Annotated in this window: 6 protein-coding genes; 4 read left to right on the top strand and 2 right to left on the bottom strand. The window is 66.1% G+C overall.

The window, feature by feature from the left end; translation table 11 throughout:
* Positions 1–289: iron-sulfur cluster assembly protein (locus FQU96_RS09620; RefSeq protein WP_178130413.1), on the bottom strand; the 289-nt coding region annotated here is incomplete at its 3' end.
* Positions 290–470: 181 nt separating this feature from the next.
* Here FQU96_RS09620 and hflK point away from each other — a divergent pair.
* The 3 genes from hflK to FQU96_RS09605 all read left to right on the top strand — a co-directional run bounded on the left by hflK (position 471) and on the right by FQU96_RS09605 (position 4,418).
* A complete protein-coding gene (hflK, locus tag FQU96_RS09615; protein WP_146540634.1) occupies positions 471–1,646 on the top strand; it encodes an FtsH protease activity modulator HflK in 1,176 nt (391 codons plus the stop codon).
* Positions 1,643–2,536, top strand: coding sequence for a protease modulator HflC (gene hflC, locus FQU96_RS09610; RefSeq protein ID WP_146540633.1), 894 nt, complete (start codon positions 1,643–1,645; stop codon positions 2,534–2,536). Before hflK ends, hflC begins: the two co-directional genes overlap by 4 nt.
* Before the next feature lie 418 nt (positions 2,537–2,954).
* Positions 2,955–4,418 (top strand): DegQ family serine endoprotease, encoded by a 1,464-nt coding sequence (locus tag FQU96_RS09605; RefSeq protein WP_146540632.1) that lies wholly within the window; start codon positions 2,955–2,957, stop codon positions 4,416–4,418.
* Between the two features lie 217 nt (positions 4,419–4,635).
* Here FQU96_RS09605 and FQU96_RS09600 read toward each other — a convergent pair whose 3' ends face one another.
* Positions 4,636–5,637: an NADP-dependent oxidoreductase gene (locus FQU96_RS09600; protein ID WP_146540631.1), complete on the bottom strand. Its 1,002-nt coding sequence runs from the start codon at positions 5,635–5,637 to the stop codon at positions 4,636–4,638.
* A 145-nt stretch (positions 5,638–5,782) separates the two neighbouring features.
* Between FQU96_RS09600 and FQU96_RS09595 the strand changes: the two genes are divergently transcribed.
* Entirely contained in the window at positions 5,783–6,817 is a 1,035-nt protein-coding gene (locus FQU96_RS09595) for an OmpA family protein (protein ID WP_146540630.1), read from the top strand.
* The last annotated feature ends 147 nt before the right edge of the window (positions 6,818–6,964 follow it).

Raw genomic sequence — 6,964 nt, 5'->3', positions numbered from 1 at the left:
GCCCGGCGGGCGCGCGCGCCGGCGCCGCGGCGGCGGCCGGCCGTTCGGCCGTCATCACGGCGGTGACCGACTGCACGCCCGGCAGCGCCTTGACGGCGGCTTCGCAGGCCAGCCGCAACTGTTCCAAGCGGGTTCCCAGGGCCGGATTGACCTTGAGTGCGAACTGCACATGCCCGCCGCGGGTCGCGATTCCGTCGATCAGGCCGGCGGCCACGACGTTGCCGCCGCCATCGGGGGCGGCAACGCCGGCCAACGCCCCTTCCACTGCCTTGCGGTCAATTTCTGCCATGGTGCTTCCCCCGACGCTTGAAAAGCCCCAACATCGAGTCGACATGTGATGGCAGGGCAACGGCTTGGCGGAACGCCCTCGCGTTGCGCCCGCGTCGCGCCTGTCATATATGCAGCCGGGCCGGAAAGAAAAGGAAACACCGTGAAACCGGGCCGGGTGGTGACGACAGCGAGAGGTACTGATGCCCTGGAGCAATAATGGTGGTGGCGGCGGTCCATGGGGTGGCGGCGGCGGTGGCGGCGGCGGCCCCTGGGGCGGCGGCGGCCGGGGCGGCGGTCGCGGTGGTCCATCGAGGCCGCCTGATCTCGAAGATGTTTTGCGCAAGGGCCAGGACCGCCTGAAGAATCTGCTGCCGGGCGGCATGGGATCGGCGCGCGGCCTGATCCTGGTGGCGCTGGTGGTCGTCGTCGGCTGGCTGCTGACCGGCTTCTACCGGGTCGAGACCAACCAGCAGGCGATCGAACTGGTGTTCGGCCGGCCCAACGGGCCGCCCCAGGGCGAAGGCCTGCGTTACAACCTGCCGGCGCCGATCGGCCGCGTGATCAAGGTCGACGTGACCAACCAGCGTTCGATCACCGTCGGCTCGGCATCGGGGGGCGATTCGCGCCCGTTGCCGGGCTCGCGCGGCGGGCCGACGCGGGCGGTCACCACCGAAAACCTGATGCTGACATCAGACGAAAACATCCTGGACATGGGTTTCGTGATCTTCTGGCAGGTCCAGGACATCTACAAATTCGTGTTCAACAATCCGCCCAATCCCGATGAGACCGTGAAGGCCGCCGCCGAATCGGCGATGCGCCAGGTCATCGGCCGCTCGCAGCTGCAGTTCGCGCTGACCGAGGGCCGCAACCGCATCCAGGAGGATGCGCGCGACGAGATCCAGCGCATGCTGGACAGCTACGACGCTGGTATCCGGATTGTCGGCTTGGCCCTGCGCCAGATCGACCCGCCGCAGCAGGTGATCGCCCAGTTCCGCGACGTACAGGCGGCGCGCGCCGACAAGGAACGCAAGATCAACGAGGCCACCGGCTACCGCAACGAGATCGTGCCGCGGGCCAAGGGTGAATCGGAAGCCCTGGTGCAGGCGGCCGAAGGCTATCGTACCGAGGTCGTCAACCGGGCGCAGGGCGATGCGCAGCGCTTCGTGTCGGTCTACCAGCAGTATTCGCTGGCCAAGGACGTCACCTTGCAGCGCATCTATCTGGAAACCATGGAGGAAGTGCTGCGCGGCGTGAACAAGGTGCTGCTCGACAAGGGCGGCAACGGCGTCGTGCCGTATCTGCCGCTGCCTGAACTCCAGAAGCGTGCCACCACGCCGCCGGCGGCGGCACCGGCCAACCCGGGAGCCTCGCGATGAACAGCACCAAAGCAATCGCTCTGGCCGTGGTGCTGGTGGTGCTGGCACTGCTGGTCCAGATGTCGTTCTTCGTCATCGACCCGACCAAACAGGCCCTTGTGACCGCCTTCGGTGCCGTCAAGGGCAAGCCGCGCGTCGAACCCGGCCTCTACTTCAAGTGGCCTTGGGAAGACGTCGTGAAGATCGACAAACGGCTCCTCTATATCGAGGCCGAGGAATTCGAGCTGATCGCCGGCGATCAGAAGCGGTTGGTGGTCGATGCCTTCGCCCGCTATCGCATCGAGGATCCGCTGAAGTACTACCAGGCGACCAGCAACGTCGAGGCGACCTTCCGTTCGCAGCTCGGCAACCTGATCAACGGCAACATCCGGCGCGAGCTGGGCACGGTGCCGCTGCAGGCCGTGCTGTCCGAGCGCCGCGGCCAGCTGATGAAGGACATTACGGCCTTCGTGCAGGAGCCGGCGCTGCGCGAGTATGGCGTGCGCATCGTCGACGTGCGCATCAAGCGCGCCGACCTGCCGCGGGAAAACTCGGAGGCCGTCTTCAGCCGCATGCGCACGCAGCGCGAGCAGGAAGCCCGTCAGCTGCGCGCCGAAGGCGACGAGGAGAGCCAGCGCATCCGGGCTGGCGCCGACCGCGAGCGGATCGTGCTCTTGTCGGAGGGGCGCAAGAAGGCCGAGACCTCGCGCGGCGAGGGCGACGCCCTGGCGATCAAGATCTACGCCGACGCGTTCGGCCGCGATCCGCAGTTCTTCGCCTTTTACCGGTCGATGGAGGCCTACCGCCAGGCGCTGGGCGCCAACAGCACCACGATGGTGCTGACGCCCGACAGTGACTTTTTCAAGTACTTCGGGACGATCAACGGCCAGCCGCCGCAGGCCCCGAAATAGGGTGATTGCATCCGGCCCTCCCGCTTACAGGGAGGGCCTGGTCTCTTGTCATCCCGAACGCAACGAGGGATCCAGGGCAACCCTGGGTCCCTCGTCGCGTTTCAATCAGGGCAACGAAGTCGCATCTGGCATGAACGGTGCCGCGACCATCGCGTGATCGGGGCACATCGTTGCAGGAATGTCACTGTCACGCGGTATTTATCGTCTTCCACCGATCCGGACGCTCGCCGCATTTGCGCCATCCTCGCCCCGCATGTAAATGATCGTTGAAGCAGATTTCGTCGCGTTTCCGCCTTGGCCCAGACCCCGCGGCTTGGCCGGAAACCTTCGGAGGCAGATCGTGAAGAGCGTGGCAATTCCTTCTTTTGCGGCTTCCTTCACGGGAATCGCACGGAGTGTCCGTGCGGCGTGCCCCGGGATGGCCGTCCTCGCAACGGCTGCGGTCCTGTGGGCAGCGCCGATACCGGTCCTGTCACCACCGGCTGAGGCGCGCGATGCGCCGGCCAGCTTCGCCGACATGGCGGAGCGGCTGTTGCCGGCGGTGGTCAACATCGCCACCACGCAGCAGGTGCCGGCGGAGCGCCGTCGGGGCGACATGCCGCAACCGCCGCCGGGATCGCCCCTGGAGGATCTGTTCCGGGACTTCTTCGGCGATCGTGGCGGCAACCGACCCGACCGTCCGCGCCGGGGTACGTCCCTGGGCTCGGGCTTCATCATCGATCCGACCGGTTACATCGTCACCAACAACCACGTCATCGACGGTGCCGATGAGATCACCGTGCTGCTGCATGACGACACCCAGCTCAAGGCCAAGCTGGTGGCGCGCGACAGCAAGGTGGACATCGCCGTCCTGAAGGTGGAGCCGCCCAATCGCAAGCCGATGCCGTTCGTGAAATTCGGCGATTCAGAGAAGTCGCGGATCGGCGACTGGGTGGTGGCGATCGGCAACCCGTTCGGGCTGGGCGGCACGGTGACGGCCGGTATCGTGTCGGCACGCTCACGCGATATCGGCGGCGCGTACGACGACTACATTCAGACCGATGCTGCCATCAACAAGGGCAACTCGGGCGGTCCGCTGTTCAACATGGACGGCGAGGTGATCGGCATCAACACGGCGATCTACTCGCCGACCGGGACCAGCCTGGGTATCGGCTTCGCCATCCCCTCGAACATGGCCTCGCCGCTGGTGTCGCAGCTGCGCGAATTCGGTCGCGTGCGGCGCGGCTGGATCGGTGTGCAGATCCAGAGCATCTCCGAGGACATGGCCGAGTCATTCGGGCTGGACAAGCCGCGCGGTGCCCTGGTCGCCGGTGTCACGCCCAACGGTCCGGCTGAGAAATCCGGCCTGAAGCAGCGCGATGTGGTGCTGAGCTTCGATGGCAAGGACGTTCCGGACTCCAAGAAGCTGCCGCGGATCGTCGCCGAGTCCAAGGTCGGCGAGACCGTCGATGTGGTGGTCATGCGTGGCGGCAAGCGCCAGACGCTCAAGCTCAAGGTCGGCGAACTGGAAGACGGCGACAAGCAGCAAGCCGCAGCCAAGGGCGGCAAGGGGCCGGCGCCCAAGGAGGCTGAACCGCCCGGGACCATCGAGCCGTTCGGCATCACCGTGGCGCGCCTGACCGACACGCTGCGCGAGAAGCACGGCCTGCAGAACGCGCAGAAGGGCGTGGTCGTGGTCAAGGTCACCGAGGGAAGCCCGGCGGCAGAGAAGGGCATCAAGGTCGGCGACCTGATCCTGGAGGTCGCTCAGACCGAGGTCACCTCGCCGACCGACGTTCAGAACAAGGTCAAGGAATTGCAGGATCAGAAGAAGAAGGCAGCCGTCCTGCTGGTCGAGTCCAAAGGCGATCCGCGTTTCGTCGCGCTGCGGTTCCAGAATTAGTCCCGACAGGTACAGCAAAACGGCGCCGGATGGCCTCCGGCGCCGTTTTTGTTTTCCGCCCCGCGCATCGGGGCACCCCGACTGCGTGGTTGTCGGGTTCACACATCATTCCTGGGAGCGCGGGCCTCCGGCCCGCATCAGGCGAAAGCGGCGCTTTCGCCTGACATGAGCGGGCGGGACGCCCGCGCTCCCAGGAAACTCACTTCGCTGTGAGGGACTACACCTTCACCACCAGCTTGCCGAAATTCGTGCCCTGCAGCAGGCCGATGAAGGCGCGGGGTGCCTGCTCGAGGCCATCGACCACGGTCTCGCGGTTGCGGATCTTGCCGGCCTTCAGCAGGGCACCGACCTCGGTGACGAACTCGCCCATGCCGGCGGTGTGGTCGGAGATGATGAAGCCCTCGATGCGCAGGCGGCGTTGCACGATACCGAACATCTTCTCCGGCCCGGGTTGCGGCGTGCTGTCCTGATATTCCGAGATGGCGCCGCACATCACCATGCGGCCGAAATCCTTCATGCGCGCGAACACGGCGTGGAAAATGGCGCCGCCGACATTCTCGAAATCGACGTCGATGCCGCCGGGACAGAGCTTGTCGAGCGCCGCGCCGTAGTCGGTTTCGCTGCGGTGATTGAAGCAGGCGTCGTAACCCAGCTCGCGCGTGGCGTAGGCGCACTTGGCATCGTCGCCGGCGCAGCCAACCACGCGGGCGCCCTTGAGCTTGGCGAGCTGGCCCGCCAGCTGTCCCACGGCGCCGGTGGCGGCGGATACGAACACCGTCTCGCCTGATTGGGGTTGGCCCATGCGCAGCATGCCATGATAGGCGGTGTAGCCGGGCATGCCGAGGATACCCAGGTGCGCCGGCAGCGGGGCGGCATCGCGATCGATCTTGCGCAGGCCGCGGCCGTCGTGAACCGTGTGCGTGGCCCAGTCGAGCATGCCGACCACGACGTCGCCGGCAGCAAATTTCGGGTTCCGTGACTCCACGATCTCGCCCACGCTGCCGCCGGTCAGCGGCCGGTCGAGTTCGAACGGCGGCGTGTAGGAGCGCAGCTCCGTCATGCGCGGCCGCATGTAGGGGTCGAGCGACAGGTAGAGTGAGCGTACCAGGACCTGGTTGTCGCCGAGTGCCGGCAGCGCCTGTCGTTCGATGCGGAAACAATCGTCCGTCACGGCGCCCTGCGGGCGTTTGGCCAGCACGATCTGGGTTGTCTGCGTCATGGAGTCCTCCGATAGGTGCGCCGTCATAGCGGCCGGGCCGTGATGGGTCCATGGCGCGCGGCGGCGGTCGCATCGCGGCACAAACGGGAGTGGAATTTTCCGCATATCTATGGCAGATGAGTAATTGCTCACCTTGGAGGTCTCGATGCCTTTCACCCTGCGCGCTGTCCGCCGTGTCCTGAGCATGGCGAGCGCGGGATTGTTGGCGTTTGCCGGTGCGGCGCTGGCGCAGCCGGCACCGATCACGCGTGACATCGCCGGTTCGAAGGATCACCCGCTGGTGCCGCGTTACGAAGGCTCGTTGATCATCGGCTACAAGACCGACCGTTTCGCCGAAGTGGATATCCCGATGGGGCCATCGGTGAATCCCGGCGTGGAGAAGCGGCACTTCGAGCGGGTTGACGCCGCCGAGGGCGCGCGCACGCGGCTGCTCTATGTCGCGCCCCTGGAGCGCACGTCGCTGGAGGTGATGCGCAACTACAAGGAAGCGCTGCTGGCCGGCGGCTTCAAGACGCTGTTCGAGTGCAGCCGCGACAAGTGCGGCGACTCGATCGAGCGGCCGTTCCTGGAATTCAACCCCAGCCGTCAGTTGACCGCCAACCAGGTGATGGAGTTCGCCTACAGCGCCAACGTCATCGACCAGCGCATGCTGGTGGTGAAGCTCGACCGTCCGCAGGGGCCGGTGCACGTGATCGTCTTTGCCGCGCACCAGGACAACGTCGCCAATCCGACCGCCGGCAATCGCGTCGCGGTGTTTGTCGATATCGTCGAGAGCGGCACCATGGAGAAGCGCATGGTGACGGTGCAGGCGCCGGAGATGGCGACGAATCTGGGACGCGACGGCAAGCAGGCGATCTACGGCATCTACTTCGATTTCGACAAGGCCGACATCAAGCCCGAGTCGAAGCCGCAGTTGGAGGAGATGGCAAAGCTGTTGCAGGCCAATCCCGGGCTCAAGGTGTATATCGCCGGCCACACCGACAACCAGGGTGCGCTGGATTACAATGTCGGCCTCTCGCAGCGCCGCGCCGAAGCCGTCGTGCGCGCGCTCACGACCCAGTATGGGATCGCCGCGGCGCGCCTGACGGCGCGCGGTCTGGGCCCGCTGGCGCCGGTGACGTCCAACGCGACGGAGGATGGCCGCGCCAAAAACCGCCGCGTGGAGCTGGTGCAGCAATAGGAAGCACTCGTCAGTGATACAGCTGTCATCCCGAACGCAGCGAGGGATCTTCTGCGAGTGACGCACGGGGTGCGCCTGCATCAAAGATCCCTCGCTGCGCTCGGGATGACAGTCCCGAGTCACACCGCTTCCTCACATGACCTGACG

Origin of the sequence: Reyranella sp. CPCC 100927, from assembly GCF_007859315.1 — a bacterium.
GTDB lineage: Bacteria > Pseudomonadota > Alphaproteobacteria > Reyranellales > Reyranellaceae > Vineibacter.
This window is presented reverse-complemented; position numbering and strand designations above follow the sequence as displayed.

Bases quoted from the DNA above. Each gene is read 5' to 3' on its own strand.
- FQU96_RS09600 (WP_146540631.1), bottom strand. From the start codon at position 5,637: ATGACGCAGACAACCCAGATCGTGCTGGCCAAACGCCCGCAGGGCGCC.
- FQU96_RS09605 (WP_146540632.1), top strand. From the start codon at position 2,955: ATGGCCGTCCTCGCAACGGCTGCGGTCCTGTGGGCAGCGCCGATACCG.
- FQU96_RS09595 (WP_146540630.1), top strand. From the start codon at position 5,783: ATGCCTTTCACCCTGCGCGCTGTCCGCCGTGTCCTGAGCATGGCGAGC.
- hflC (WP_146540633.1), top strand. From the start codon at position 1,643: ATGAACAGCACCAAAGCAATCGCTCTGGCCGTGGTGCTGGTGGTGCTG.
- hflK (WP_146540634.1), top strand. From the start codon at position 471: ATGCCCTGGAGCAATAATGGTGGTGGCGGCGGTCCATGGGGTGGCGGC.